Raw genomic sequence first — 25,976 nt, forward strand, 5'->3', positions numbered from 1 at the left:
GGCCACGGGCGGCCCGCGGTGTCCGGACCGCCGCACCCGGCACGGCTCTACGCGCGCTTGTACTCAGGTGTCCGCTTCTCCGCGAACGCCCGCGCGCCCTCCTTCGCGTCCGCGGTGTCGAACACCGGCCAGCCCCGCGTCAGCTCCGCGGCGAGTCCGTCGGTCTCCGTCATCTCCGCCGTCTCGTACACCGACGCCTTGACCGCCTCTACCGCCAGCGGCCCGCACGCGTTGATCTGTTCGGCGATCTCCAGGGCCTTGCCGAGGGCGCCGCCGTCCGGGACGACATGGCCGACGAGCCCGATGGCTGCGGCCTCGCGGGCGGTGTACGGCCGTCCGGTGAGCAGCATCTCCAGGGCATGGGTGCGTGGGATCTGGCGTTGCAGCCGGACCGTGGAGCCGCCGATCGGGAAGAGACCGCGTCTCACCTCGAACAGGCCGAAGGTCGCGGACTCCCCCGCGACCCGGATGTCGGTGCCCTGGAGGATCTCGGTGCCGCCGGCCACGCAGTAGCCCTCGACGGCGGCGATCACCGGTTTGCGCGGGCGATGATGGCGCAGCATCGCCTTCCAGTGCAGGTCCGGGTCGGCCTTGAGCCGGTCGCGGTGCCCCTCGCCCGCCATGCCCGCTCCGGCCAGCGCCTTGAGGTCCATTCCGGCGCAGAAGGCGCCACCGGCTCCGGTGAGCACGACGGAGCGGACCGTGTCGTCCTCGTCGGCCTCGATCCAGCCGTCGTACAGGCCCACGAGCATGGAGATCGAGAGCGCGTTCTTGGCCTCGGGCCTGTCGAGCGTGAGCACCAGTGTGGCGCCCTCGCGCCGTACGGTGAGGTGTTCTGTCCCACCCATGGACCTCTCCCCTCTGCCGGAACGAGAACAGGTTGCAGTAGGGCGGGAGGCACTTCAAGGGTTTTCTGACAGACAGTCAGATTTCTTCGCGCGAACCCTTCCCACTTGCCGCACCCTTTGCTCTGATGACCGGCGAACCGACAAGTGCGCCTTTCTTCGCCATGGTTGCCGGGGTCAGGAGGAGCGGTGGAGTACAACCTTGCCGATCTGTTCGAGTCGGTCGTCGACGTGGCCGCGGACCGCGAGGCGCTCGTGTACCTCGACCACCCCGGCACCGGCGCGGAGCGCCGGCTGACCTACGCGGAGCTGGACGCGGCCGCCAACCGGATCGGCCACCATCTGGCCGACAGCGGGATCCGCCCCGGCGAGCATCTCGGACTGCACCTCTACAACGGGGTCGAGTACCTCCAGACGGTGCTCGGGTGCCTGAAGGCGCGGATCGTGCCGGTCAATGTCAACTACCGTTACGTCGAGGAGGAGTTGGCGTACCTCTATCAGGATGCCGACCTGGTCGCGCTGGTCTTCGACGCGGAGTTCGACGACCGGGTGGCGGCGGCGCTGCCGCGGGCGCCGAAGCTGCGGCACCTGGTGCGGGTGGGCGAGTCGGAATCGGGCCCCAAGGCCGTGTCCTTCGCGGAGGCAGAGGCGGCGGGGTCGCCCGAACGGGGGTTCCCGGCGCGTTCGGCGGACGACCAGTTCATCATCTACACCGGCGGCACGACCGGGCTGCCCAAGGGCGTGATGTGGCGTCAGGAGGACCTTTTCTTCGCCGGGCTGGGAGGCGGTGCGCCGACCGGTGAGCCGGTGCGGCGGCCCGAGGAGCTGGCGGAGCGGGTCGCGGCGGGTGGCACGGGGATCACCTTCTTCCCCACTCCCCCGCTGATGCACGGCACGTCGACGCTCACCACCTTCATCGGATTCAACTTCGGGCAACGGGTGGTCATCCACCGCAAGTTCGTGCCCGAGGAGGTGCTGCGGACCGTTGAGAGGGAGAAGGTCACCAGCATGTCGCTGGTCGGCGACGCGATGCTGCGCCCGCTGATCGACGCCCTGAAGGGGCCGCTGAAGGGTACCGACTGCTCCTCCATGTTCAGTGTCTCCTCCTCCGGCGCGATCCTCTCCGAGACGGTGCGCCGGCAGTTCAGCGAACTCGTCCCGAACTGCATGCTGCTGAACAACTTCGGGTCCTCCGAGTCCGGCTTCAACGGCACCGCGACGAACGACTCCGGAGCCGGCAGCCGGTTCCGGGTCCGGGTGAACTCCTGTACGCAGGTGGTCGATCCGGTGACCCGCGAGCCGGTGGCGGCGGGCGAGACCGGCCGGGTCGCACAGTGCGGCCATGTTCCGCTCGGCTACTACAACGACCCGCGGAAAACGGCCGAGACCTTCTTCGAGAAGGACGGCCGGCGCTGGGTGCTCCTCGGCGACATGGGCACGGTCGACGCGGACGGCGTCGTCACGGTGCTCGGCCGGGGCTCGCAGTGCATCAACACCGGGGGCGAGAAGGTGTACCCGGAGGAGGTCGAGCAGGCGCTGAAGTCCCACCCGGACGTGTACGACGCGTTGGTGGCCGGGGTCCCGGACGCCCAGTGGGGCAACCACGTGGCGGCCGTGGTGCAGCTGCGCGAGGGCGCAGGCCGGCCCTCCCTCACGGACATCCAGACCCACTGCCGCACCCAGCTGGCCGGATACAAGATCCCCCGCCAGCTGGTGATCGCCGAGTCCATCCAGCGGTCGCCCAGCGGCAAGGCGGACTACCGGTGGGCGCGGGAGGTGGCGGTGGCCGCCGACCGGTAGGACGCGGAGCACCGCCGGAGGCCGAGGGCGGGCTCTTGAGGGCGGCCGGCCGGGCAGGTGAGCACGGCTCAGGCGTCCAGGAAGCCGACGGTACGGCGGACGAACTCCTCGGGGTCGTCGAGCCAGGGGTAGTGCGCGGCCCCGGGCTGCACGGTGACCTCGGCGTCCGGGAAGGCCTCGGCGGCACGCCGGACCAGTGCGGGGCTGGGCCCGCCGTCGAGTTCGCCCGCGTACAGCAGGACGGGGGCGGTGAGGGCGCGCAGGGCGGTCCGGGTGGCGTCGGGTGTGAAGCCTCCGTCGGCGAAGAAGCGGTCTCCGGCCGCGTCGTTGGTCTGTTCCGCGGCGGCCGCGTCATGGGCCCGGGCGATGTCGTCCCAGCGGCCGTAGAAGAAGGGCATGAACGCCTCGTCGAAGTCGCCGGTGCCGTGCAGCCAGGCCTCCAGACCCGGGTACGCCGTGCCGAACCAGGGCTCCCGGGCCCGCAGCCGGGCTGCCGCCAGCCGTTCCTCCGGGGTGGTCCGCAGGCCGAGGGCCGAGGGGTTGCCGGTGATCAGCGCGAGCCGCCGTACCCGGTGCGGCCGGGCCGCCGCGTACAGGATCGCCAGGCTCGCACCCGCCGAGTGCGACAGTACGTCCATGTGGTCGAGCCCCATGTGGACGCGCAACATCTCCACGTCGTCGACCTGTTGGTCGCAGCGGTAGGACGCCGGGTCGGCGGGCACCGCGGAGTCGCCGGTCCCGCGCAGATCGAGCAGGATCAGCCTGCGGTGGGCTGTCAGCCCGCCCAGCTCCCCGAGGTAGGCGGAGGCGCGCATGGGCCCGCCGGGCAGCACGACGAGTGGTTCGCCCTCGCCTCGGACGTGGTACGCGAGGCGGGTCCCGTCCCCCGCGGTGAAGCTGGGCATGACACTGATCATGGGGTACGGCGGTGCCGTGCCGCAACGGGGTCCGGCCGGCGGCGGCCGGGGAGCGGCCGGGTCAGACGGACGCGGCCGGCTTGGTCACCCGGAACGCGAACTGGCCGCAGAACGTGAGCTTGCGCAGGTTCACCAGGGCCGTGTGCCGCCCGCTCTTGCGTCCCCAGGTGTCGATCTCCGTGTTGAGCGGCGACTCCTCCTGCCAGAAGCGGCCGTACTCCTTTTTCCGAGCGGATTGGTAGGTGCGCATGATCAGGGTCACGCCGTCCAGCGAGGGCCGGATCTCCTCCATGGCCAGCCCGGCCTCCTCCACCAGCACCCGGAAGCCGTACGGCGTGTAGTTCCACAGGCTGAAGGAGTGGTAGGGCTCGAACTGGGAGGTGCTGCCGATGAACAGTCCGCCGGGACGCAGTACCCGGCCCACCTCCGCGAGCAGCTCCCGGGGACGGGCGACGTGCTCGAAGACCTGGTGCGAGTAGACCAGCGGCACGGCGCCGGAGCGGAACGGCATGTTGACGCCGTCGAAGTACACCACCGGGTCGCCGCCGGGCGAGCGCTGTGCGGCCTCCGGGGAGTCCCGGATGTCGAGCCCCACCCACCGCACGTGGGGGGCGTGCCGGCGGAAGAGCCCGGCGGAGGTGCCGCGCCCGCACCCGAGGTCGACCACCCGGTCCGGGGCCCGTGGCGAGCTCATGGCCTCGTCGAGGTAGTAGCGGGAGGTGACCTGGCGGGCGTGGTCGTCGGGGATGCAGTCGTGCATGAGTTCCCAGAGGGTCGACATGCACCCACGCTACGGAGGCGGCGTGGCCCGGGCCACATCCGGGCGGGGGTTCGGCGCGGCCGTCATCCCTTGGGACGAACGCGGCGGCGCGGACGGCTGTGCCGGGCGGCTGATACCGGACAGGTCACGGACGGCCACGCTGTTGCGGTCGGCGACGGTACGGCCGAGCGCGTGGTACGGCCACAGCCCGCCGGCCTGCCGTCGGCTGCGCTCGTTCCACTCCAGGGCCTCGGTGTGACGGGCCCGGAAGAAGTTGAGGGCGTAGCCGCCGGAGTGGATCCGCAGCAGGAAGAACCCGCCGGGGTACTCCCTCGCGGCACCGACCTCCTGCAGGGTCACCTGGGGTGCGCGGGCCACGTGGGTACGCTTGTTGCGGTGGGTGTGGCCGGCATGGTGGAGGAACACACCCGGGGCCGCGGCGTAGGCCCGCAGGATCGCACGGGCCTGGCGGCGGTCGAGACGCTGTCCGGGGCTCACCGGGAAGAGGGCGTCCCGGACGGTGAGCGGATGGTGTCCGAAGACCACGGTGGGCTGTTCCCGGCGGGCCCGCAGCCGGCGCCGGAACCAGGACAGTTGCTCGGCGCCGAGACCGCCCGCGTCACCCCCCGTTCCCGCGTTTGTCGTAGGTGTCGAGACCGGTGATCCGCAGCCCGCCCACCTCGTGCTCGAAGTAGCCGGGACCGTCCGGCGGGCCGAAGGCACGGTTGAAGGTGTCGCCCTCCTCGGTGGTGCGGTCGTGGTTGCCGCGGACCACGAAGTAGTCCCGCCGATGGCTGCCGAAACCGTCCAGGATCCGTCTGGCCTCCGCCAGGCCGGCCGGTCCGCCGCCGGCGGAGATGTCACCGGCGGCCAGCAGCAGTTGGGCGCCGCGGCTGTGGGCCTCGTCGAGCACGGCGCCGGTCATGAGCGCCGGGTGGGCGGTGAGCCCGGCCCGCTGGGCAACTCCGCGCAGGAAGGGCGCGCCGGCCACCAGCCCGGCGACGGTCTCGCCGATGTGCAGGTCGTTGCAGAGGGCGACGGACAGCAGGTGGCGGCCGGGCGGCGGCTGCGGGGTGGTGAAGGAGTAGGGGCCGCCGGGCGAGCCGAGGCCGTGCCGGGAGGTGCCGGCCGCGTTGCCGCGCACCAGGTGCAGCGCGGTGGGGGGGCGGGCACGCCTCGGGAGCGGGCCTGGTAATAGTACGTCTGGCCCGGCTCCAGGCCGGTGAGTTCGACATGGTGGTGCGCGGTGGGGCGGTCCTCGCCCGCGGTGCGGTTCAGGTGCGCGGGGTGGGTGCCGTAGCGGACCTCGCCCTCCGTGACGGCGGGCAGCATGCGGCCGGTGCCGTCGTCGGTGCCGGGCAGGGCGGTGTGCCAGGTGATAACGGCGCGGTCCTCGGTGAGGGTGACCAGTTCCAGGTGGACGGCGGCGAGGGAACGGTGGCGGACCCGAGCAGGGCGGGTGCGAGCAGCAGAGCGGAGCGCAGCATCTCGCAGGGGCCAAGAACGCCCGCGAGTGCGCCGAGGGGGACGGGGAGACAGCAGCGCATGTCTGCCAGGGCGTGTTGCGAAAGTCCCGTCGTTCGCCCGAAGGGCGGGCCGTGCGGCGTCAGGCGCGTGCTCCCGGCGTGCCGGGCGGAAGTCCTCGTACGGGATGTACTCGGGCTTTCGCCCGGTGCGGCGAGCGGGCGTGCACGGCGTCGCACGGCAGACGGGACTTTCGCAACACGCCCTAGGTGCACGCCACCGGTGAACGGCGGAGGTGGTGCAGGAGGCCGCGCGAGGTGGGGAACCGGACGTCTTGGGTGCTCACGAGGCCTCACCGAACCGCTGCCGCAGCTCCCGCTTCAGGATCTTCCCGCTGGCGTTGCGGGGCAGCGCGTCCACGAACACCACTCGCTTGGGCGCCTTGAAGGCGGGGATCTTCTCCCGCACGTGGGCGATCAGCTCGGCCTCGCCGACCTCGCCGCGGGCCACGACGACCGCCGTGACCGCCTCGATCCACCGCTCGTCGGGCAGGCCGATCACCGCGGCCTCGGCGACGGCCTCGTGGGTGTAGAGCGCGTCCTCGACCTGCCGGGAGGCGACCAGTACGCCACCGGAGTTGATGACGTCCTTCACCCGGTCGACGATGGTGAGGAAGCCGTGGGCGTCGCGCACGGCGAGGTCGCCGGAGTGGAACCAGCCGTCGCGGAAGGCCTCCTGGGTCTCCTCGGGCTTCTCCCAGTACCCCTCGCACAACTGCGGGGACCGGTAGACGATTTCGCCGGGCGTGCCGTCGGGCACGTCCTGCCCGTCCTCACCGACCACCCGCGCCTCCACGAACAGCACGGTACGGCCGCAGGAGTCCAGCCGCCCCTTGTGCTCCTCGGGCGCCAGGACGGTGGCCAGCGGCCCGATCTCGCTCTGCCCGAAGCAGTTGAACAGGGCCAGTTGCGGCAGCCGTTCGCGCAGCCGCTCCAGGACCGGCACCGGCATGATCGACGCACCGTAGTAGGCCTTGCGCAGTCCGCCCAGGTCGCGGGAGCCGAAGTCGGGCCGGTTGGACAGCCCGATCCACACGGTGGGAGGCGCGAAGAGGCTGTCCACCCGCCCGGTCTCGATCAGGTCGAAGAGGGTGTCACCGTCCGGGCCGTCCAGGACGATGTTGGTCGCGCCGACCGCCAGGTAGGGCAGCAGGAACACGTGCATCTGGGCGGAGTGGTAGAGCGGCAGCGCGTGCGCGGGACGGTCCCCGGCGCTCAGGTCGAGGGCGGCGATCGCGCTCAGGTACTCGTGCACCAGCGCCCGGTGGGTCATCATGGCGCCCTTGGGCAGCGCCGTGGTGCCCGAGGTGTAGAGCAACTGCACCAGGTCCTCGGTACGCGGTTCGGGACCGTCGTACGGCGGCGCGTCGGCGAGCCGGGCGAGGAGCGAGCCCTCGGCGTCCCGCAGCGGCAGCACCCGTGCCCCGTCCGGGAGCCGTCCGGCGAGGTCGGGGTCGGCGAGCACCAGTGAGCTGCCCGACTGGCCCACGATGTAGGCGAGGTCGTCACCGGTCAGGTTCTGGTTGACCGGCACGTGCACGAGGCCGGCCCGGGCGCAGGCGAGGAACGTGATCAGGTAGGCGTCCGAGTTGTGCCCGTAGGTACCGACCCGGTCGCCGCGGGTGAGGCCCTGGCCGAGCAGGACGCTCGCCGCCCGCGAGACGGCGTCGTCGAGTTCCCCGTACGTCCACCGGCGGTCGCCGTACTCCAGCGCCACCCGTGCGGGGGTGCGCCGGGCGCTGCGCCGCAGCACCCCGTCAACCGTGCTGCCCTGTCCCTGCGTCATGACTCATGATCCTCGGTCCGTCACCGGGAGAGGTCAAGCACCGTCGCACCCCGCACGCCCGCAGCCGGGCCCAACCGCTCCGTACGGCAACGACGTTGGGAGACACATTGCGCACCACCCGCGCGAGACGGCTGCTCGTCGCAGCCGTCGCCCTGCTCACCGCCTCGGCCGCGTTACCGGCCGCGGCGGCCGATCGGCCCGCCCGTCAGGACCGTCCCTCGCACGGCTCCCTGTCCGCCGTCATCCGCTACACCGAGTACGGCATCCCGCACATCCTCGCCGGGGACTACGCCGCCCTGGGCTTCGGCACCGGCTGGGCGCAGGCGGGCGACCAGGTCCGCACCCTCGCCAACGGCTTCGCGACCGTGCGCGGCGACCGCTCGCGCTTCTTCGGTGCCACCGCGGCCACCGACCTGTCGCTCTCCTCGGCCGGGGACAACCTCTCCAGCGACCTTCCGGGGCGTACGGCAGTCCGGCACGGTGGAGGGGCTGCTCACCGGACCGGCGCCGCTGGGCCCGAGCCGGCAGGTGAAGGACCTGATGCGGGGATTCGCCGCCGGGTACAACACCTGGCTGGCGCGGCACCGGATCACCGACCCGGCCTGCGCGGGCGCCGCCTGGGTGCGGCCGGTCACCACGCTGGACGTGGCCACCCGTTACTACGCACTCTCCGTGCTGGGCGGCCAGGGCGGCGCCGTGGACGAGATCACCGCCGCGGCGCCGCCCACCGGCGCGGTGCCCGAACGGGGAGTGGACGCCAAGGCCCTGATCAAGGCCGTACAGGACCGTTCCGCGACCTCCGACATGGGATCGAACGCGGTCGCCTTCGGCGGCGCCACCACCGCGAACGGCCGTGGTCTGCTGCTGGGCAACCCGCACTACCCGTGGCAGGGCGGACGCCGGTGCTGGCAGTCGCAGCAGACCATCCCGGGCGAACTGAACGTGGCCGACGCGTCCCCGCGAGCCGGCCTCGCCGGATTCCTGGAGGACCATTCGCGCCGGCATCTCTGAGGCCGTCGGCCGGCGCGGTGCTCACACCGGGCGGGTGCGGCCCTGCCAGTACGGGTCGCGCAGACGCCGCTTGTACAGCTTGCCGTTGGGGTCGCGGGGCATCTCCGTGATGAAGTCGACGGTCCTGGGCCGCTTGTAGCCGGCGAGCTGTTCCGCGCAGTGGGCGAGGAGGGCGGCGGCCAGTTCCGGGCCGGGTTCGTGTCCCGGGGCGGCTTCCACCACGGCCTTGACCTCCTCGCCCCAGTCGTCGTGCGGGATGCCGAAGGCGGCCGCGTCGGCGACGGCGGGATGGGAGAGGAGCGCCGACTCGATCTCGGCGGGGTAGATGTTGACGCCACCGGAGATGATCATGTCGATCTTGCGGTCGCGCAGGAAGAGGTAACCGTCCTCGTCGAGGTAGCCGAGGTCACCGACGGTGAAGAAGTCGCCGATGCGGTTCTTCTCCGTCTTGGCCTCGTCCTTGTGGTAGGAGAAGCCGCCGGTGTTCATCTTCATGTAGACGGTGCCGAGTTCACCGGGCGGCAGCCGGTTGCCGTCGTCGTCGAAGACCGCGAGCTCGCTGATCGGCCAGGCCTTGCCGACCGTACCCGGCTTCTTCAGCCAGTCCTCGGCCGTGGCGAAGGCGCCGCCGCCCTCGCTGGCCGCGTAGTACTCCTCGACGCTGGGTCCCCACCAGTCGAGCATCGCCCGTTTGACGTGGTACGGGCAGGGAGCGGCGCCGTGGATGGCGTGCCGCATGGAGGAGACGTCGTAGCGGGCGCGTACCTGTTCGGGGAGGGCGAGCAGGCGGTGGAACTGGGTGGGGACCATATGGGTGTGGGTGCAGCGGTGTGCGTCGATCAGGCGGAGCATCTCCTCGGGGGTCCACTTGTCCATGAGGACCAGGCGGTGGCCGATGTGGAGGGACGCGCCCGCGAACTGCAGGACGGCCGTGTGGTAGAGCGGCGAGCAGACCAGGTGGACGTTGTCGCCGAAGGGCTGGATGCCGAAGATGCCGAGGAAGCCGCCGAGGTAGGCCGCCTCGGGGAGCCGGCCGGGCAGCGGGCGGCGGATGCCGCGGGGGCGGCCGGTGGTGCCCGAGGTGTAGTTCATGACCCAGCCGAGCTCGCGGTCGGCGGGGGCCGACTCGGGCTGCCCGTCGAGGAGTTCGGCGTAGGGCCGGAAGCCCTCGATCGCGCCGACGGCGTAACGACGGGTGCCGGGGAGGCCGGCCTCGTCGGCGGCCTGGCGGACGGGGCCGGCGAAGCGTTCGTGGGCGAGCAGCACCTTGGCGCCGGAGTCCGCGACGATCCAGGCGATCTCGGGGCCGACGAAGTGGTGGTTGACGGGGACGAGGTAGAGACCTGCCTGGCTGGCGGCCAGGTAGGCGGCGAAGAACTCGGGCCCGTTGGGCAGGACGACCGCGAAGGCGTCGCCGCGCTCCAGGCCCGCGGCACGCAGCCCGTGGACGAGTCGGTTGGCTGCGGCGTGCAGGCGGCCGGCGGTCCATTCCTCGCCGTCGGGTGCGACGAGCACGGTGCGGTCGGGCTCGCCGGTGGCCTGGGCCCAGAATCCGGCGGGGGGCGTGCTGGTCACTTGGCGCTCCTTCCGGCGATGCGGTTGATGCGGTCGACGGCCCGCTCGAAGCCGCGGGTGAGGTCGTCGAAGACGGCCTGGACGCTGCGCTCGCTGGTCATGCGGCCGACGATCTGGCCGACGGGGGTGCCCAGCAGGGGCTCGACCTCGTACTTCTGGATGCGGGAGACGGCCTCGGCGACCAGCAGGCCCTGGAGCGGCATGGGGAGGGTGCCGGGGCCGGCCGGGTCGTCCCAGGCGTCGGTCCACTCGGTGCGCAGCTGGCGTGCGGGTTTCCCGGTCAGGGCGCGGGAGCGGACCGTGTCCCCGGAGCCGGCGGCGAGCAGTTTGCGGGTCACGGCGGGCGAGGAGAGGTCGGCCTCCGTGACCGTCAGCCATAGGGAGCCCAGCCACACACCCTGGGCGCCGAGGCTCAGTGCGGCAGCCACCTGCCGGCCGCTGCCGATGCCGCCCGCGGCCAGCACGGGCAGGGGTGCGACGGCGTCGACGACCTCCGGGGTGAGCACCATGGTGGCGATCTCGCCGGTGTGGCCGCCGGCCTCGTAGCCCTGTGCCACGACGACGTCGATGCCGGCGTCGCGGTGCTTGACGGCGTGCCGGGCGCTGCCCGCGAGCGCGGCGACCAGGACGTCCCTGTCGTGGGCGCGGTCGACGACGTCGGCGGGCGGGGAGCCGAGGGCGTTGGCGAGCAGCCGGATCGGGTAGTCGAAAGCGACGTCGAGCTGGGTGCGGGCGACCTGCTCCATCCAGCCGGTGATCCGCCACCCGGAGGCCTCGCCGTCGGCCAGTTGGGGCACCCCGTACTTGGCGAGGGTGTCCCGCACGAACTGCCTGTGCCCGTCCGGGATCATCGCCTCGACGTCGGCCTCGCTGACGTTCTCCACCTTCTTGGCGGGCATCACGACATCGAGCCCGTACGGCTTGCCGTCGACGTGCGCCTCGATCCAGTCGAGGTCGCGTTTGAGGTCGTCGGGGGCGGTGTAGCGGACCGCGCCGAGCACTCCGAACCCGCCGGCCCGGCTGATGGCCGCGGCGACGGCGGGGAACGGCGTGAAGCCGAAGACGGCGTGCTCGACTCCCAGGGTCTTGCTCAGCTCCGTCTGCATGGGCGCAGGATGCCGCAGTCGACCGCCCGACGGAAGAGCTTTTCTGATGCTCCGTCAGATTTCTGTCACGCCGGATTGCCGCACGGTCCGCGGTTCGGGCGGGGCGCCCCTCACTCCGCCTCCAGCACCGCCATCGCCGCGTTGTGTCCGGGCACCCCGCTCACCCCTCCCCCGCGTACCGCGCCCGCCCCGCACAGCAGGACGTTGGCGTGCCGGGTCTCCACTCCCCAGCGGCCGGAGCCCTCTTGCAGGTAGGGCCAGGAGAGGTCGCGGTGGAAGATGTTGCCGCCGGGCAGACGCAGGTCGCGTTCGAGGTCGAGGGGGGTCTTCGCCTCGATGCAGGGGCGGCCGTCCGCGTCGAGGGCCAGACAGTCGACGAGGGGTTCGGCGAGATGGGCGTCGAGCTGGGCGACGGTGGACTTCAGGAGTTCCGCGCGCACCCCGTCGTTGTCGGCGGCGAAGAGCCGGGCGGGAGTGTGCAGGCCGAAGAGGGTGAGCGTCTGGTAGCCGCGTTCGACCAGGTCGCGGCCGAGGATCGTGGGGTCCGTCAGGGAGTGGCAGTAGATCTCCGAGGGCGGTGCGCTGGGGAGCCGGCCGGCCGCCGCCTCGGCGTGGGCGGTGGCCAGCTGCTCATAGCCCTCGGCGATGTGGAAGGTGCCGGAGAACGCCTCGCGCGGGTCCACGGCGGTGTCGCGCAGCCGGGGCAGCCGCTTCAGCAGCATGTTCACCTTGAGCTGAGCGCCCTCGGCGGGCTCCGGGGCCGGGTCGCCGGTGAGGGCGGCGAGCTCCTGCGGGGCGGCGTTGACCAGGACGTGCCGGGCGGCGACGACGCCCTCGCCGTCGGCGGTGCGGTAGGCGATCTCGGCGGACCGGCCGTCCGTCTCGATCCGTACCGCCTCGTGTCCGGTGGCGAGCACCGCGCCCGCCGAGCGCGCGGCCCCGGCCAGTGCGTCGGTGAGGGCGCCCATGCCACCGACCGGCACGTCCCAGGCGCCCGTGCCACCGCCGATGACGTGGTAGAGGAAGCAGCGGTTCTGCCGCAGCGAGGGGTCATGGGCGTCGGCGAACGTGCCGATCAGCGCGTCGGTGAGCACCACCCCGCGCACCAGGTCGTCCGTGAAGTTCTCCTCGACGGCGACCCCGATCGGCTCCTCGAACAGGGCCTTCCAGGCCGCCTCGTCGTCGATCCGGCGGCGCAGCTCCTCGCGCGAGGGCAGCGGATCGGTGAGTGTCGGGAAGACGCGCTCGGCGACCCGGCCGGTCATGCCGTAGAACCGCTGCCAGGCCTGGTACTCCTGCTTGCCGCCGGTCAGCCGTCCGAACGCCTCACGGATGCGCCGTTCGCCGCCGCCGATCAGCAGTCCGGTGGGCCGGCCGGCGCGCTCCACCGGGGTGTACGACGAGATGGTGCGGCCGCGGACCCGGAAGTCCAGGCCCAGGTCGCGGACGATCTTCCTGGGCAGCAGGCTGACGAGGTAGGAGTAGCGCGACAACCGCGCGTCGACGCCGGCGAAGGGGCGGGTCGAGACGGCGGCGCCCCCGGTGCGGGCCAGTCGCTCCAGCACCAGTACGGTACGCCCGGCCCGGGCCAGATAGGCCGCCGCGACCAGGCCGTTGTGGCCGCCGCCGACGATGACGGTGTCGTAGGTCCTGGATGGTTCGGTGGCTGGGGGCATGGTTCTTCGTAACACATGATGATCTAGCCAGGTAAGAGGCGTGCCGGTTCGCCCCGCCCGGAGGGCCGTTCGGACAGTACGGGTGGGTGCGCGGCCGGTCGAGCCGACGCGGTGGATCCGCACACCGGCGGGGCGCCGAGTTCCTCGCCTCGGGTCACATCTGTCCGCTCGAAGCCCGCTGTTGTCTCAGTACCGCGACCCTCCGGTACAGCCGCACCGCCTCCGCGCCCCGCCCCAACTGCTCCAGACAGTGTGCCTCGTCGTTCCTGCTGGCCAGGGTGTCCGGGTGGTCCGGGCCGAGGACGCGTTCGCGTGCGCCGGCCACGCGCCGGTACTCGGTCAGTGCGTCCGCCCAGCGTCCCAGCCAGCCCAGGCCGACCGCGACCTCCCGGCGGCTGACCAGGGTGTCGGGGTGGTCGGGGCCGAGGACCTGTTCCCGGATCGCACACACGTCCCGGGATTCCGCGAGGGCCTCCTCCCAGCGCGCGAGCCGGCCCAGGTTGACGCCGAGACCGTGGCGGGCGCGCAGGGTCTCAGGGTGGGCGGGACCCTGGACACGGGTACGGTCGTCGATCAGCGCACGGTAGAGGGTGAGCGCGTCGGCGCTGCGGCCCAGGCGGCCGAGACTGATGCCCACCTCGTAGCGGGCGGCGAGGGTGTCGGGGTGATCGGGGCCAAGGGCCCGTGAGCGTGCCTCGGCAACCTCGCGGTAGGTCCCGAGCGCTTCTTCCCATCGCCCCAACTGACCCAGCGTGTGGGCGACTTCGTGACGGGTGACCAGGGTGTCGGGGTGCTGCGGGCCGAGGACCCGCGCCCGGGCGAGGGCCACGTCGTGGGCCATGCGGTACGAGTCTTCCGGGCGGCCCAGTCTGCTCAGGTTGAAGGCGAGGTTGTGACGGCAGCGCAGGGTGTCGGGATGGTCCGGGCCCATCAGCCGCCGCCGGTCGGCGAGTACGGCCGTGTATGCCTGGTGGGCTTCGAAGTGACGGCCCAACTGTCCCAGCACGTAGCCGATTTCCTGGCGGGCGGCGAGAGTGTCGGGGTGGTCGGCGCCGAGGCCGCGCTCCCGGGCGCGGGCGACCTCGGTGTACTCGCGCAGGGCGTCGGCGGCGCGGCCGGTGCGGCTGAGGGCGAAGGCGGTCTCGTAGCGGCTGGCGAGGGTGTCAGGGTGGTCGGGGCCGAGGAGGCGGGCGCGCTCGGCGGCGACCGCGCGGTGCACCTCACCGGCCTCGGTCCAGCGCCCGAGCCGCCCGAGACTGAGTCCGGCGTTGTGCCGGGCGGCCAGGGCGGTGACGGCCTCCGGTCCGGGAGCCGGGTGCACGGGGAGGGGATCGGGGGTGACTGCCGCCGGGCGGGTCGTCCACACACCCCTGAGCCCGGCCGCGGGATCGGGCGGGGTGGTGCGCAGGCCGGTGCCGGCCGCCTTGTGGCCGGTGGTCATGGAGCGGGTCCAGGACGGCAGCCGGGGCTCGCGGAACCCCGTGTCCGGGGGCCGGAGCCGGGGCTGTGCGGTGACGACGGTGGGGACGTACGTGGGCGTCGTACGCCCGGAGGTGATTCGCAGGCCCAACTCCTTCGCGTCGCAAGGCCGTTGTTCGGGGCGTTTGGCCAGCAGGTCCAGGACGACCTGCTCGAACCAGCCGGGCAGTTCGGCACGGTGGTCACGGGGCGGCGCGGGTGGGGTGTCGCGGTGGCCGATCAGGATCGCCCAGGCGTCGGCGAGGTCGAACGGCGGGGCCCCGGTGGCGATCTCGTACAGCACGCAGCCCAGGGAGTACAGGTCGCTGCGCTGGTCGACCTCGGTGCCGCCGATCTGTTCCGGTGACATGTAGTGCGGGGTGCCCATCGCGATGCCGGTGCCGGTCAGCCGGGAGGTGAGGCCGATGTCGTGGCCGAGGCGGGCGATGCCGAAGTCGCAGAGCTTCACCGTGCCGTCGGTGAGCCGCATGATGTTGGCGGGTTTCAGGTCCCGGTGCACGATGCCCTGTTGGTGGGTGTGGGCGAGGGCGGCGGCGACCTGCTCGGCGATGTCGACGACGTCGCCGACGGGCAGCGGATGGTGCTTGTTGTCCTCCAGGAGCTGGCTCAGGTTGCGGCCGTCCAGCAGCTCCATCACGAGGTAGAGGATGCCGTCGTGATCGCCGAAGTCGTGGACGACGGTCACCCCGCGGTGGGAAAGGGCGGCGGCCACTCTCGCCTCGCGGCGGAACCGTTCACGCAGGACGCGGGCGAACGCCTGGTCGTGGTGCGGGCCCAGCGGCTTGAGGCACTTGAGGGCGACCTGCCGCCCGAGGGACTCGTCACGGGCCCGCCACACCTCGCCCATCCCGCCCCGCCCGATCAGGTCGAGCAGCCGGTACCGCCCGTGGACCAGCCTGGTGTCAGCCATCGCGTGCCGCCGCCCCCCGTCGCTACAGCTCCGCCCTCCTTCGGGGGACGCCGTCAAGGTGCGGCCGCGCCGAACCGGGCCGTTCCGTGACACACCCCCCGGTCGTCCAGTATGGCGGGCTAATGCCCGACTTTGTATGGTGCCGGGCGCGCGTCCGGGCCGAGCCTCGCCATGGCGCGCAGGATGTGTTTGGGCGGCAGTTGCCAGCGCAGACGTGCGGGAACACAGCGCAGCAGGGTGCCGGCGGCGCGCAGCCGCCGGGTCACGACGGCGGGTTCGGGGGCCGGTCTGCCGTACAGCTCGTGGGCGTACGGCGGCAGAGAGGCGTACGCCAGGTGGGCCACGCGCCGCCACAGCACCTCACGCGCGGGCATCAGGAGGGGGTGCGTCGGCGGGCGGAGCAGGAAGTCGTCCACGGCGCGTGCGTCCGCTCCGGCGGCGAGCAGCGGCCGTGCGGTGAGGAAGTAGGCGGCCATGTCCGCCCGGTCGGCCGGTACGGCCGCGGGGTCCAGGCCCACCAGGCGGGCGCTGACCCGGTGCTCGGCGAGGTAGCGGTCGGCCTGGGCGTCGGTGAGGGGAAAGCCGGAGCGGCGCAGGACGTGCAGGTACGAGTCGATCTCCGCGCAGTGCACCCACAGCAGCAGCTCGGGGTCGTCGACGCCGTACCGCTCGCCGGTCTCCGGGTCGGTCGCGCCCAGCATGCTGTGGATCTTCCGGACCCGGGCCCCGGCCCGTTCGGCGGCCTCCGTCGTGCCGTAGGTCGTCGTGCCGACGAAGTCCGCGGTCCGCAGCAGCCGGCCCCAGGCGTCCTTGCGGAAGTCGGAGTTCGCCATCACGCCGCGCACCGCGCGCGGGTGCAGGGCCTGGAGGTAGAGCGCGCGGATGCCGGCGACCCACATCATCGGATCGCCGTGCACCTGCCAGGTCACGGAGTCCGAGGTGAACAGCCCGGGATCGGCCTCCATGACCGCAGACTAACGCCGGACCCGCGGCATCCCCAGTCCGATCCACGAGATGATCTCCCGCTGGATCTCGTTGTTGCCGCCGCCGAAGGTGAAGATGACCGCCGAGCGGTAGCCGCGTTCCAGGTCGCCGTGGAGGACCGCGCCGGCCGAGCCCTCCTTCAGCGGGCCCGCCGCACCGGCGATCTCCATCAGCCAGGCGTAGGCGTCGCGGCGGGCCTCGGAGCCGTAGACCTTGACGGCGGAGGCGTCCTGCGGGGTGAGAGTGCCCTCCTGGACGGCGGTCACCATCTGCCAGTTCAGCAGCTTCATGGCGTCGAGGCGGGCGTGGGTGCGGGCGAGGTTGCGGCGCACCCAGGGCAGGTCGACGACGCGGCGGCCGTCGGCGAGCTTGGTCTCCATGGCCCAGCGCTGGACGTCGTGCAGGGCGCGGATGGCCATGGTGCCGTGGGCGGCGAGGGTGACCCGCTCGTGGTTGAGCTGGTTGGTGATCAGCCGCCAGCCCTGGTTCTCCTCGCCGACCCGGCGGGAGACGGGGACCCGGATGTTCTCGTAGTAGCTGGCGGTGGTGTCGTGCGAGGCGAGGGTGTTGATCACGGTGCAGGAGTAGCCGGGGTCGGAGGTCGGCACCAGGAGCATGGTGATGCCCTTGTGCGGCGGGGCCCCGGGGTCGGTACGGGTGGCCAGCCAGACCCAGTCGGCGGTGTCGCCGTTGGTGGTCCAGATCTTCTGGCCGTCGACCACGTACTGGTCGCCGTCCCGGACGGCCCGGGTCTTCAACGCGGCCAGGTCGGTGCCGGCGTCGGGCTCGCTGTAGCCGATGGCGAAGTCGATCTCGCCGGACAGGATACGCGGCAGGAAGTACGCCTTCTGCTCGTCCGTGCCGTACCGCATGATCGTCGGGCCGACCGTGTTCAGCGCCATCAGCGGGAGGGGTACGCCCGCCTGGGCGGCCTCGTCGAAGAAGATGAACTGTTCCATCGCGGTCAGCCCACGGCCGCCGTACTCCTTCGGCCAGCCGACGCCGAGCCAGCCGTCCGTGCCCAGCCGGCGGACCGTCTCCCGGTAGAAGCGTTTCTGCGCGGCCGGGTCGGCATAGCGGGCGTAGGCGTTGTCCGGCACCAGGCCGGCGAAGTAGGCGCGCAGTTCGGTGCGCAGCCGCTGCTGCTCGGGCGTGTGGTCGAGGTGCACGGCGCCTCCAGGCTCCCCACGGGCGGTCCTGACGGCGCACACCGTAGAACGTGTTCCAGAAATTGGGAATGGCGACGCCGTGCGTGACGCGGTCCGTGCGCGTCGGCCGCGGCGGACTCCCGCCCCGCCCCGGCTCCGTACGCCGCTCGGGGGCGCAGACGAGGGCCCCGATCCGGGAGGTGCCCCGGGCGCTACGCTGTGCCAGGTCCGTCGAGGAAGCGAAGCAGTACGGCGGCCTCGGCGCGGAGCCGCGCGGCCCGGTCGGCGTGCGCGGGTACCGTCAACCGCGCCGCGACCGAGAGACGTTCGGCGGCCTCGGCGCGCACGACGTCCTCCACACCGCGCTCGCTGAGTTCACACCGGACGGCTTCGGTGGCGCCGGCGCCGACGGGCGACTGCTCAAGGGCCACGCCACGGAGTGCGGCCTCGTCCACGGGCACCGCCTCGGCGTTGTCCAGCGCCGCCAGCGTCGCGCGCAGAGCGCTCACCGCGACCCTGTCACGGGCGCGCATCGCTTCCGGCAGTGCTTGACGCATACGAAGACGCAAAGACATGCCGGTGACCCTATGGCCGCACCCATGGAGCCACAACGCGACGTGTGCGCGGCACCGCACCGGCCGCCCGGCCGAGGGCTACACCTGCGAACCGCGGTGAGCCGCCGTCGGTTCGGTCAGCGACTTGAACATGTGCACGTCCGCATGTCCGCCGGGGATGCCCAGCGTGCGGCCGGTCTCGGCGTAACCGTGGCGCTGGTAGAAACCGGGGGCCTGGAACGTGAAGGAGGACACGGCCACGCGATCGCAGCCGCGCCGCCGGGCTTCCTCCTCGGCGGCCCTGAGGATCTTGCCGCCCCAGCCGTCCTCGCGGCTGTCCTCGCGCACCCACAGCATCGCGATCCCGCACAGCCCGCCCCAGGCCGTTCCCTGCTCGGTCACCCCCGTGGCGGCCGCGTTGAACGCGGTGAGCCCCTCGTCCAGCCGCTTGTTGAGCTCGGTGTCACGCTCACCGACGGTCAGGGCCGGGCCACTTCCATGATCATCAATCATGGCGCGGAGTATGCCAGTCCGCCCGGCTCCGCGTCCGTCCCCGGCACGGGCGGCCACCCACGCGCGCTTCGACGGCAGGCCCGCGGGTGCATCACCCCCTTCGCGGCAGCCTCCAGCCGTTCCGTCAACTGCGCAGGTCACGCGAGGAATCCCGTGAGCCGGCCGGAGACCGGAGCCGGCTCCACGGCACCGGCGGACCTGCGCCTGCCGGAGTCCGTCGAGGCCGCCGCGCTCCGTCACGCGATCTTCCGGGTGCCCGTCTGCACCGCGTGCCGGCCGGCCAGCTCCCGCGCCGGGTGGGCCTCCACCGGGCCAGGAGCTGGTCATGACGCAACCGTGGGACCGGAGCCCGCAGCGGCAGACCGACCTCGTCCGGCTGCTCGGCCCGGACGCCGCCACCACGACCCGTACCGTCCGGCGGCGGGAGAACGCCGGCTTCGTGCGCCGGTGTCCCTGTTCCGAGGCCGGCGGCCCACCGTCATCGAGCCGACGGCGCCCGGCAACGCCCTGCGCGGTGAGGTGGAGAAGGTCCGGACGGACCTGGAGGCCGGCGTCGCCGAAGGCATGACGACGGCCCGGCAGGCGGAGGCCGTCGGCGTCCTGGACCGCATCGAGGCGAGTCTCGTCCGCGCCTGGCCGCAGCAGGGCCGTCCAGGCTCGGCGCGCACGCCGCGGCGTGGACGGGCGGCCTCCGACGGTGGGGGGACCCGCCGTCGGCGTGCCCGTCAGCGTGCGAACGCGAGGTCCGCGGTGGCGGCCGGCGTACGGCGGGCGGCGACGCGGTCCAGTACGTACTGGACCGCGAGGCACCCCAGACCCCAGGCGGCCAGGGTCGCGACGGCACCGGTGAGATGCGCGTCGTGGAAGTAGGCGGCGCCCCGGAGTCCGCGTACCGCCGCGGCCGGCGGCAGGATCGAGGCGAGCGGGGAGAGCCAGGAGGGCAGGAAGGTGGTCGGCAGGATGCCGCCGGAGGTGGCGTTGCCGAGGATCAGCAGCACCACGGAGGCGACCGGCATGCCGAGCGGCCCGAACACCCGCAGCAGCACTCCGGCGGCCGCGGCGGCCGCCCAGGCCAGCAGGCCCACCACGAGGGTGACCACCGCGAACGGGGCGGGCAGCGCGCTCAGGGCGGTGTGCGCGATCAGCGCCACCATCAGGCCGGAGGCGGCCGCGAAGACCAGCATCGAGGCGACGCGGACGGCCAGCCGCAGGCGTGGTGCGATCTGGTACGAGGAGACGGCGAAGAGGAAGCCCGCGAGTACGACGCCGAAGGCGGCGTAGAACACCGACAGTCCGCGGGAGTCCCCCGCCACCAGGGGCAGTACGTCCTTGACGGGAAGCGGCCTGCCGACCGCACCGGTCAGCGCCATGTCGAGGCTGGAGACCGTCGACGGCCCCTCCGCGCCGGCGACCAGCAGGCGGGTGCCCCGGCCGTCGGCGACCAGGGCGGCCGGCACCTCGTCGTGGGTGACGGCCCGGCGGGCGGCCGCCGCGTCCGGATAACGGTAGAAGGTGTATCCGTCCGGGGCCTCGTTGTTGAGGGCGAGTTCGGTGTGCGCGGCCACCTTGTCGGAGGCGGCGATGCCCACGGGCTGGTGGCGGGCCGAGGGGGCGTGGAAGGCCGCGAGGTACACGGCGACGAATACGGTGCCTATCGCCAGCGCGGTGAGCACCGGCACGAGTACCGCCTTCCGGGCGCCGGCCGCCGCCGCGAGCACCGGGACGGGCAGGCCGGGTTCGGTGTCGACCAGCGCGTGCCTGGCGTGCCGTACGTGATCGACGGCGGGCTTGGTGGGCGGGGCGTACGGGGCCGCCGGGGGCGGCATGCTGACGGAGGGCTGGATGCCGTGGTGCATGGAACGAGCTTTCCGGGATCGGGCGGGACGCGGGAGCTTCGCGGCCTGCGGCGGACGTGGTCGGTGTGCGGGGCGGATTCGTCGGTGTCGCTTCGGGCTGCCGTCCGCCTGGGGCATCCCGCCGTCCTGGAAGCTGGAGGAAGGTCAGCCGGCTAGAACATCCCGCCGTCGAGCCGCAGCGTGCGGCCCGTCATGTAGGCCGCGTCGGCGGAGGCCAGGAAGGCGTATCCGGCGGCGATCTCGGAGGGCTCCGCCAGCCGCCGCAGCGCGACGCCGACCTTGAGCCACTCGGACAGATCCTGCTTCCCGGCCAGGTCGGGGTGCAGGTAGTTCGCGCCGTTCTCGCGTGCCATGTCCGTGGCGGTGCCGCCCGGCGCGATGGCGTTGACGGCGATGCCCCTGCGTCCGAGTTCCGCGGAGAGGTTCAGGACCATCGACTCCACCGCCGCCTTGCTCGCGGCGTACAGCGTGTGCCCGAAGAACGCCTTCGACGCGCTCACCGACGAGGTCAGCACGATCCGGCCGCCTTCGCCCAGGTGGGCGGCGGCGTGCTGGACGGCGAACAGCTGCCCGCGGGTGTTGACCGCGAAGATCCGGTCGAAGTCCGCGGGCGTGATGTTCTCCAGCGCGTCGAAGTGCTCGACACCGGCGCAGGACGCGAGCACGTCCAGCCGGCCGAAGTCGGCGACCGCCCGCTCGATCAGCGCCGCGGTCTGCTCCGGGTCGGCGACGTCGGCCCGGACGGCGACGGCCGGGCCACCGCCGTCGACCAGCTCGGCGACCAGGGCGGCCGCGGCCTCCTCGTGCCCCCGGTAGCCGATGGCCACCGCCGCGCCCTCGCGCACCAGTCGCCTGGCGACAGCGGCGCCGATGCCACGGCTGCCGCCGGTGACGACCGCCACCTTGCCTTCGAATCGTGCCTTCTGCGCGGGTGACACCACTGCTCTTCTCCCAGGGAAAGGGGGCGGCTGTCTCAGTGGGCGACGGCCGTACCGCCCGGGCCCGGCGGGAGGCATGCACCGCGCCCGGGGCGTACGCGTCCGGCCGCCGCCGGTCTGCGACGGCATCACCACCGTAACATCAAGTGCAGTAAATCCTTCGTTTAATGCCTCACAGGAGTCCGCCTGACGTAACCTCGACGCGTCGGCCCGTAATGATCAAGGCCGGTCGGTACGGCCAGGAAAGGACGGGCTCACGGTGGCTCCCCGCACCCCAGGCGACCGCACCGGACCGCGACTGCGGGCGGACGCGGCCCGCAACCGGGCACAGATCCTGGCCGCCGCACGGACCGCCTTCCGCGAACTGGGCACCGCGGCACCCCTGGACGAGATCGCCCGCCGGGCCGGCGTGAACATCGCCACGCTCTACCGCCGCTTCCCCGATCGTGACGCCCTCGTCCAGCAGGTCGTCCTCGACGGATTCGCGGCGGTGGCCGAGGCCGCCCGCCGCGCCCTGGAAACCGCCCCGCAGGATCCCCTGGCGGCCGTCGAGGGGTTCCTGCTCCGCCTGGTCGACGAACGCGACACCCTCGTCCTCCCCCTGATCGGCGGACCGGTCGCCACCAGCCCCGAAGCGGTCGACCTCCAGGGCCGGATCGCCCCGCTCCTCGACGAGGTGCTCGCTCACGCCCGCTCCAGGGGAGCGATCCGGCCCGACGTCACGCACATGGACCTGATCACCACCGGGGCGCTGGTCTGCCGCCCCATGCCGTACCTGCCCGCGGAGCAGGCCAAGGCCCTGGCCACCCGCCATGTGCGCATCTTCGTCGACGGCCTGCGCCCGAGCGACGCCCGCCCGTTGCCGCCCACACCCACGCACCAGGACATCACCGTCCATCTTCACCGGGACACGAAGGGCCGCTGAGCCCCTCGCCGGCCCGGACCTGCCCACCCGCCCGCCAAGGGCCTTCGCGCCCGGGATCGACGGCGGGTCCCCGCATTAAGGTCAGGGGCATGACGCCACTTCTCGCCGGCAGTGCCTTCGACTCGCTCCGCCTCGACGCCGTGCCCGACCAGGAGGCGTTGCGCCGGGTGTACGACCACCCCAGCGACGCGGCCGTACGCAAACAGATGACCGAACTCACCGAACCGACCCGGCAGTTGATCGGCCTGTCGTCGCTGGTCCTGGTCGCCAGCGCGGATGCCGGGGGCAACTGTGACGTCTCCCCGCGCGGCGGTCCCGCCGGTTTCGTCGCCGTCCTTGACGCACGGACGGTGGCGATACCGGACGCGACCGGCAACAAGCGTCTGGACACCCTGCAGAACGTCGTCGCCACCGGGCGGGCCGGGCTGCTGTTCGTCATCCCGGGGCGCACCACGACACTCCGGGTCAACGGCCGGGCCTGCGTCTCCACCCGCCCGGAGCTGCTGTCGCAGCTGACCGCCGTGGGCAGGCCGCCGGCCAGCGCGCTGGTGGTGGGTATCAAGGAGGTCTACCCGCACTGCCCCAAGTCACTGCTGCGCGGCGGGGTCTGGAAGCCGGAACAGTGGCTCCCGGCGGACGCCCAGCCGACCTCGGCCGAGGTGACACTGGCTCAGCTGCGGATGCCGGAACTGACGATCGCGGACATCGAACAGACGGAGGCGGATTCGCTCAAGTACCGGTACGAGTGACGGACCGACCGGCGAGCGCCTGGATTCAGGCCAGTACCGCCATGAACTCCGTGCAGGCCACGGCGCATGCCCGGCACGCGGCCGCACTCTTCTCGGCCCCGGGGCGGGCGTCGAAGGCCTGCGCGCACTGGAGGCAGATCGTCCGGCACCACTCCAGCTGGACGCGCAGGCCCACCTCGTCCTGGACGTTCTCCTCGGCCAGCGCCCGGCAGGTCGCGTCGCACACCTCGGCGCACATGATGCCCGTACGGCGCACCCGCTCCAGCTCGACCGTTCCCTCCGGATCGAACACGCTGGCACCCAGCGCGCACAGCCGAGCACACTCCGTGCACGCCTGCGCGCACGCGAAACGGTCCTCAAGGTATCCGTACAGCTCCTGCTGGGAAGTCGTCGGCGTCATGCACTGCGAGTTGCCCCGGCCCGGACCGGCAAACCCGGCACCGCACGGCGCGGGAACGCCGGGACGAACGGCCGAGCGGCGGCCAGGGGCCTCGTCCAACGCCCCCGCGGGGTCGGGCCGTGACGGTCCGGGTCGTGTCCGCCCGCACCGTGTCCGTCCATGCCGTGAGCGAGGACACATCCCGGAATTCGAGGGGCCCCTCATGTTAGCCTTGACGCATGAGTCACCAGCACGTCCTGTCCGCCTCCCAGGCGCCGGCGAAGCCGCTGCGCCGGGACGCGCAGCGCAACAGGGACGCGATCGTGGCCGCCGCCCGCAAGGCGTTCGCCGAACAGGGACTGGAAGCGTCCCTCGAAGGTGTCGCCCGCGAGGCGGGCGTCGCGATCGGGACGCTCTACCGGCACTTCCCCCGCAGACTCGACCTGGTCGAGGAGCTCTTCACCGCGAAGTTCACGGATCTGCTGGCCTCAGCCGAAGAGGCCGCGGCCATGGACGACGCCTGGGAAGGGTTCTGCCACTACCTGGAGAAGCTCTGCGAACTGCAGGCCTGCAACCGCGCCTTCAACGACCTGGCCTCGGCCCGGCTGCCGGTTCACGCCCTCGGCCGGGGGATGTTCGAGCGCGCCCAGGAGCTGGGCGCCCAGATCTTCCGCAACGCCCAGGAGCAGGACCTCCTGCGCGAGGACGTCACCCCGGAGGACATCGCCTTCGTGATCTGGTCCCAGGCCGGGATCATCCGGGCCACCCGGGCCGTCGCCCCCAACGCCTGGCGACGCCACCTCCATCTGCTGCTCGACGGGTTCCGCGCCCAGTGTGCCCACGCGCTGCCGGAGCCTCCGCTGACCCCCCGGCAGATCGACCAGACCCTCACCACCGTCGAGTGTCCCGAAGAGGAGTGCCGCGAGTGCCAGGAGGAGACCTGAGCCGCGGCGGCTGAGGCCGCCGGCCGACAGGGACGACACGAAGCGGGCCCGGTGCCGAAGTCGGCACCGGGCCCGCTCTCGCCCCAAGGAGGCGGTCAGCTTCCCGCCAGCATTTGGGCCAGCTCCGCGTCCAGGTCGAACCGGTCCGCCTCGGACCCCGGCAGCACCACGGACCACGTCTCGCGCAGGAAGGACTGCACGTCCCGCGCGGGGAACGTGAGCAGGGCCGATCCCGCGGGTGCCCGCAGGGCGACGAACACCACCTCGCGGCCCGAGGCGACGGCCGGCCACATGTGCACGTCTCCGCACTGCCCCGTGCGCTCGCTCAGGGCCTGCGCCAGCATGTCGCGGCTGAAGAACCACTCGACCGTCCCGTCCTGGCCCGGCGGGTGGAAGACGGTGCGGACGGCGTAGGGGTCGTCCGTCTCGTAGCGCAGTGCCGCGCGCATCGACACCGACACGTCGTGTGACAGAACGAGCTCCACGGGCACCTCGTACGCCACGGTTCTGACCGATCTCACTGTCCCTCTCTCCCGCGTCCGGCTCGCCCGGCACCGCGATGGTCCCCCCAGCGCTTCGGAGCCGGTCCGGCGCCGGCCCGGCGTGCGGTCGGTTTGACGCGTCGCAACGACGGGCCCCCGGCCACGGCGTTGCGGCCCGTCAAACCGACCGTGTCGGCCTGCGGCCGCATCAGTGCTGGTGCAGGGTCCAGGCGACCTGGTCCAGGTACCAGCGCTCGGCGCTGATGCCGGTCCGCGCCGTCGCCTGCTCCTGCAGGCGGTGGCGCCCCCCGCCGTATCCGTCCTCGCGGTGGCTGACACGGTCGCCGCCGGCGGCGAAGGCCACAGCCGCGGACTGCGCGTGCCGCGAGGGTTCCGAGGCCGCCGCCGACGCCGGACCGACGGCTGCTCCGAGAACGGCTCCGCCGGCCAGGGCCGTAGAAGCGACTGCGATCGAGACGCGCTTGATCCACGTGTTCATGGTCGTTCCTTGTCATTGTCCGTGCTGCGCGGCGCTTCCGAGGGGGTGGCCGCCGCGGTCTTTCGCCGAGCTGGGAGAGAAATCCTGAGGGGGTCCTCATGTTCGGCGTTGCCCAGCGTACTCGAGGGGGGCCTCATGTTTGCGGTGAAGCCCGTCACAGCGGCGACCGGCCGATACGGCCGTCACACAATGCGTCCGGTTCATACCGTTATGGGTGGGGTATCCCTCTGCTATGAGCACCGTATCGATGGAGCAGCTGGCCGCTCCGAGCGGCCTTTTGAGTCTTGGGCTGTTCGTGGTGGCCGTGGCCGTACTGGCGATGCTCGCCGGCGGCTTCTGGCTGGGCAACCGCGTCAAGTACCACGAGTCGCCCCGCCCGCGCCCCGATGAGCAGCCGAAACTGCCACCGGAGGGCGCGGTCCACGAGATCCGGGAGAACCGCGAGTCGGAGGAGATCCCCCGGATGCCCAAGGGCGGCCGTCCACTCACTCCCTACGAGCTGAGCAATCAGCAGACCAGGCCGAGCACGTCGACGGACCGACCGCGCTGGAGCAAGGGCAGCAGCGGCTCGTTCGGCGGTGGCGGGCTCGGCGCCCACTGACTGCGCGCCCCCTGAG

General features: G+C 72.5%; 24 protein-coding genes and 2 pseudogenes. 6 read left to right on the plus strand and 20 right to left on the minus strand.

The genetic code is table 11. From position 1 onward, the window contains the following. Positions 1 to 47: 47 nt before the first annotated feature. Complete coding sequence (locus ACZ4O3_RS11450) at positions 48 to 848, minus strand: crotonase/enoyl-CoA hydratase family protein (RefSeq protein WP_362723298.1); 801 nt, start codon at positions 846 to 848, stop codon at positions 48 to 50. Between the two features lie 186 nt (positions 849 to 1,034). Between ACZ4O3_RS11450 and ACZ4O3_RS11455 the strand changes: the two genes are divergently transcribed. Beyond that, on the plus strand, positions 1,035 to 2,645 hold the full coding sequence (locus tag ACZ4O3_RS11455) for an acyl-CoA synthetase (protein WP_467721999.1): 1,611 nt from the start codon (positions 1,035 to 1,037) through the stop codon (positions 2,643 to 2,645). Between the two features lie 68 nt (positions 2,646 to 2,713). Here the strand turns inward: ACZ4O3_RS11455 and ACZ4O3_RS11460 are convergent, their stop codons facing one another. The 6 genes and pseudogenes from ACZ4O3_RS11460 to ACZ4O3_RS11485 form a co-directional block, all read right to left on the minus strand. Further along, the gene (locus ACZ4O3_RS11460) at positions 2,714 to 3,550 is read right to left on the minus strand and encodes an alpha/beta fold hydrolase (RefSeq protein ID WP_467722000.1); all 837 of its coding nucleotides are present in this window, start codon (positions 3,548 to 3,550) and stop codon (positions 2,714 to 2,716) included. A gap of 73 nt (positions 3,551 to 3,623) precedes the next feature. Then, positions 3,624 to 4,343, minus strand: a complete 720-nt coding sequence (locus ACZ4O3_RS11465; protein WP_467722001.1) for a class I SAM-dependent methyltransferase — start codon at positions 4,341 to 4,343, stop codon at positions 3,624 to 3,626. Positions 4,344 to 4,352: 9 nt separating this feature from the next. Next, a complete protein-coding gene (locus ACZ4O3_RS11470) occupies positions 4,353 to 4,868 on the minus strand; it encodes a hypothetical protein (RefSeq protein ID WP_467722002.1) in 516 nt (171 codons plus the stop codon). 73 nt (positions 4,869 to 4,941) lie between these two features. Then, positions 4,942 to 5,466 (minus strand): metallophosphoesterase family protein, encoded by a 525-nt coding sequence (locus tag ACZ4O3_RS11475; RefSeq protein WP_467722003.1) that lies wholly within the window; start codon positions 5,464 to 5,466, stop codon positions 4,942 to 4,944. 89 nt (positions 5,467 to 5,555) lie between these two features. After that, positions 5,556 to 5,975 (minus strand): annotated as a pseudogene (locus tag ACZ4O3_RS11480) (hypothetical protein); the annotation flags it as partial. Positions 5,976 to 6,128: 153 nt separating this feature from the next. Then, a complete protein-coding gene (locus ACZ4O3_RS11485) occupies positions 6,129 to 7,631 on the minus strand; it encodes an acyl-CoA synthetase (protein WP_362728705.1) in 1,503 nt (500 codons plus the stop codon). Positions 7,632 to 7,738: 107 nt separating this feature from the next. On the opposite strand from ACZ4O3_RS11485, the pseudogene ACZ4O3_RS11490 reads away from it, so the two are divergent. Next, positions 7,739 to 8,588 (plus strand): annotated as a pseudogene (locus tag ACZ4O3_RS11490) (penicillin acylase family protein); the annotation flags it as partial. A 75-nt stretch (positions 8,589 to 8,663) separates the two neighbouring features. Here ACZ4O3_RS11490 and ACZ4O3_RS11495 read toward each other — a convergent pair. The 10 genes from ACZ4O3_RS11495 to ACZ4O3_RS11540 all read right to left on the minus strand — a co-directional run bounded on the left by ACZ4O3_RS11495 (position 8,664) and on the right by ACZ4O3_RS11540 (position 21,381). Next, complete coding sequence (locus tag ACZ4O3_RS11495) at positions 8,664 to 10,217, minus strand: acyl-CoA synthetase (RefSeq protein ID WP_467722004.1); 1,554 nt, start codon at positions 10,215 to 10,217, stop codon at positions 8,664 to 8,666. Next, positions 10,214 to 11,323, minus strand: coding sequence for a nitronate monooxygenase (locus tag ACZ4O3_RS11500; protein ID WP_467722005.1), 1,110 nt, complete (start codon positions 11,321 to 11,323; stop codon positions 10,214 to 10,216). The genes ACZ4O3_RS11495 and ACZ4O3_RS11500 overlap by 4 nt, the downstream gene beginning before the upstream one ends. A gap of 110 nt (positions 11,324 to 11,433) precedes the next feature. After that, positions 11,434 to 12,999 (minus strand): phytoene desaturase family protein, encoded by a 1,566-nt coding sequence (locus tag ACZ4O3_RS11505; RefSeq protein ID WP_467722006.1) that lies wholly within the window; start codon positions 12,997 to 12,999, stop codon positions 11,434 to 11,436. Positions 13,000 to 13,153: 154 nt separating this feature from the next. Beyond that, on the minus strand, positions 13,154 to 15,388 hold the full coding sequence (locus ACZ4O3_RS11510; protein ID WP_467722007.1) for a serine/threonine-protein kinase: 2,235 nt from the start codon (positions 15,386 to 15,388) through the stop codon (positions 13,154 to 13,156). A 119-nt stretch (positions 15,389 to 15,507) separates the two neighbouring features. Beyond that, the gene (locus ACZ4O3_RS11515; RefSeq protein ID WP_467722008.1) at positions 15,508 to 16,353 is read right to left on the minus strand and encodes an oxygenase MpaB family protein; all 846 of its coding nucleotides are present in this window, start codon (positions 16,351 to 16,353) and stop codon (positions 15,508 to 15,510) included. Positions 16,354 to 16,362: 9 nt separating this feature from the next. Then, positions 16,363 to 17,541 carry an acyl-CoA dehydrogenase family protein gene (locus ACZ4O3_RS11520; protein ID WP_362727964.1) on the minus strand — a complete coding sequence of 393 codons (1,179 nt, stop codon included), beginning with the start codon at positions 17,539 to 17,541 and terminating at the stop codon, positions 16,363 to 16,365. Between the two features lie 191 nt (positions 17,542 to 17,732). Beyond that, a complete protein-coding gene (locus ACZ4O3_RS11525; RefSeq protein WP_467722182.1) occupies positions 17,733 to 18,053 on the minus strand; it encodes a hypothetical protein in 321 nt (106 codons plus the stop codon). A gap of 120 nt (positions 18,054 to 18,173) precedes the next feature. After that, the gene (locus tag ACZ4O3_RS11530; protein WP_467722009.1) at positions 18,174 to 18,587 is read right to left on the minus strand and encodes a GNAT family N-acetyltransferase; all 414 of its coding nucleotides are present in this window, start codon (positions 18,585 to 18,587) and stop codon (positions 18,174 to 18,176) included. 725 nt (positions 18,588 to 19,312) lie between these two features. Further along, positions 19,313 to 20,443, minus strand: a complete 1,131-nt coding sequence (locus ACZ4O3_RS11535) for an ABC transporter permease (protein WP_467722010.1) — start codon at positions 20,441 to 20,443, stop codon at positions 19,313 to 19,315. A 152-nt stretch (positions 20,444 to 20,595) separates the two neighbouring features. Further along, positions 20,596 to 21,381, minus strand: coding sequence for an SDR family NAD(P)-dependent oxidoreductase (locus tag ACZ4O3_RS11540; protein WP_467722011.1), 786 nt, complete (start codon positions 21,379 to 21,381; stop codon positions 20,596 to 20,598). Between the two features lie 259 nt (positions 21,382 to 21,640). Here ACZ4O3_RS11540 and ACZ4O3_RS11545 point away from each other — a divergent pair, with 259 nt between their 5' ends. Then, positions 21,641 to 22,306, plus strand: a complete 666-nt coding sequence (locus ACZ4O3_RS11545) for a TetR/AcrR family transcriptional regulator (protein ID WP_362729789.1) — start codon at positions 21,641 to 21,643, stop codon at positions 22,304 to 22,306. 89 nt (positions 22,307 to 22,395) lie between these two features. Then, a complete protein-coding gene (locus ACZ4O3_RS11550) occupies positions 22,396 to 23,055 on the plus strand; it encodes an MSMEG_1061 family FMN-dependent PPOX-type flavoprotein (protein ID WP_467722012.1) in 660 nt (219 codons plus the stop codon). Positions 23,056 to 23,080: 25 nt separating this feature from the next. On the opposite strand, the gene ACZ4O3_RS11555 is transcribed toward ACZ4O3_RS11550, so the two are convergent. Further along, positions 23,081 to 23,455 (minus strand): four-helix bundle copper-binding protein, encoded by a 375-nt coding sequence (locus ACZ4O3_RS11555; RefSeq protein WP_467722013.1) that lies wholly within the window; start codon positions 23,453 to 23,455, stop codon positions 23,081 to 23,083. Between the two features lie 218 nt (positions 23,456 to 23,673). On the opposite strand from ACZ4O3_RS11555, the gene ACZ4O3_RS11560 reads away from it, so the two are divergent. Next, positions 23,674 to 24,378, plus strand: a complete 705-nt coding sequence (locus tag ACZ4O3_RS11560; protein WP_467722014.1) for a TetR/AcrR family transcriptional regulator — start codon at positions 23,674 to 23,676, stop codon at positions 24,376 to 24,378. Positions 24,379 to 24,473: 95 nt separating this feature from the next. Here the strand turns inward: ACZ4O3_RS11560 and ACZ4O3_RS11565 are convergent, their stop codons facing one another. Next, positions 24,474 to 24,863, minus strand: coding sequence for an SsgA family sporulation/cell division regulator (locus ACZ4O3_RS11565; protein ID WP_467722015.1), 390 nt, complete (start codon positions 24,861 to 24,863; stop codon positions 24,474 to 24,476). A 205-nt stretch (positions 24,864 to 25,068) separates the two neighbouring features. Continuing rightward, positions 25,069 to 25,359, minus strand: a complete 291-nt coding sequence (locus tag ACZ4O3_RS11570) for a hypothetical protein (protein WP_467722016.1) — start codon at positions 25,357 to 25,359, stop codon at positions 25,069 to 25,071. A gap of 232 nt (positions 25,360 to 25,591) precedes the next feature. Here ACZ4O3_RS11570 and ACZ4O3_RS11575 point away from each other — a divergent pair, with 232 nt between their 5' ends. Then, the gene (locus ACZ4O3_RS11575) at positions 25,592 to 25,960 is read left to right on the plus strand and encodes a DUF6479 family protein (protein WP_362729028.1); all 369 of its coding nucleotides are present in this window, start codon (positions 25,592 to 25,594) and stop codon (positions 25,958 to 25,960) included. The last annotated feature ends 16 nt before the right edge of the window (positions 25,961 to 25,976 follow it).

This window comes from Streptomyces sp. NPDC026515, from assembly GCF_055567595.1.